The sequence below is a fragment of the Nitrobacter vulgaris genome (assembly GCF_031453995.1).
GTDB classification, from domain to species: Bacteria; Pseudomonadota; Alphaproteobacteria; order Rhizobiales; family Xanthobacteraceae; genus Nitrobacter; species Nitrobacter vulgaris.
Genome location: NZ_JAVDPZ010000098.1, coordinates 1 through 1,147 on the forward strand (window position 1 = coordinate 1; position 1,147 = coordinate 1,147).

1 protein-coding gene is annotated in these 1,147 nt (G+C 61.0%); it reads right to left on the reverse strand.

Annotated features, from left to right (window positions below; translation table 11 throughout):
• Positions 1 to 1,079, reverse strand: a 1,079-nt coding sequence (locus tag GGQ85_RS20775) for an IS630 family transposase (protein WP_309776098.1), incomplete at its 3' end; no start/stop codon positions are given.
• Positions 1,080 to 1,147: the final 68 nt, after the last annotated feature.

Here is a 1,147-nt window from a genome sequence, read left to right on the forward strand (position 1 = left end):
TAGTGGATGGAATCTAACACTTGGTGCCCGCGTCTGACGGCTCGGATAATTTTGTTGGGATCGGCAGTCCATGTGAAGGGCTTCGGTTCGGCGTTATGTTCGATGACGAAGCGATTGATTGCAGCCTGCAGGTCGACGACCGATCGGAAGATGCCGCGTTTTAGTCGTCGCTTTGTGAGTTTGGCGAAGAAGCCCTCGACGGCATTGAGCCAGGATGCTGATGTGGGCGTGAAGTGGAAGGCCCAGCGGGGATGCCGAGCCAACCACTGGCGCACCTTCGGGTGCTTGTGGGTTGCATAGTTGTCGACGATAGCGTGGATTTGCTTTCGCGGCGGCACCTGCGCCTCGACGGCGTTGAGGAAGCGGATGAACTCCTGGTGCCGATGGCGCTGCATATTGCGGCCAATGACGGTGCCGTCGAGGACGTTGAGGGCCGCAAACAGTGTCGTCGTGCCATGACGCTTGTAGTCGTGGGTCATCGTCCCGGCGCGACCGTTCTTTATTGGCAAGCCGGGCTGGGTGCGGTCGAGCGCCTGGATTTGGCTTTTTTCATCGACCGAGAGAACGACGGCATGAGCGGGCGGATCGACATAGAGGCCGACGACATCGCGCAATTTGTCGACGAAGCGCGGGTCGGTGGAGAGCTTGAACTGTTTCACCCGGTGCGGCTGCAGCCCATGGGCGCGCCAGATGCGTTGAACGGAACTCGCGCTGATATCGACGACCTTCGCCATCATGGCGGAGGTCCAGTGGGTCGCCTCTGCTGGCGGCTCGGTCCGGGTGAGCGCCACGACGCGTTCAGCGATGCCCGACCCCAGCGGCGGAATGCGCGAGGGGCGTGTCTTATCGTGCAGGAGGCCGTCATAACCCGCCGCCATGAAGCGTTCCTGCCAGCGCCACACACAGGTCTTCGACTTGCCGGTCCGGCGCATGATCTCATGGGTGCCGAAACCGTCCGCGCTCAACAGTACGATCTCGGCCCGCCAAACATGCTTGTGTGGGGTGTTGCGATTCCGCGCCAACGCCTTCAGACGGCGGCGGTCGGCAGGCTTAAGGGTGATGAAAATTCCGGTTCGCATGCGCCAGACTCGCATGCATCCAGTCAGATGGGAATCCCATCCCGGATTCAAATGTCAGACGCGATCCA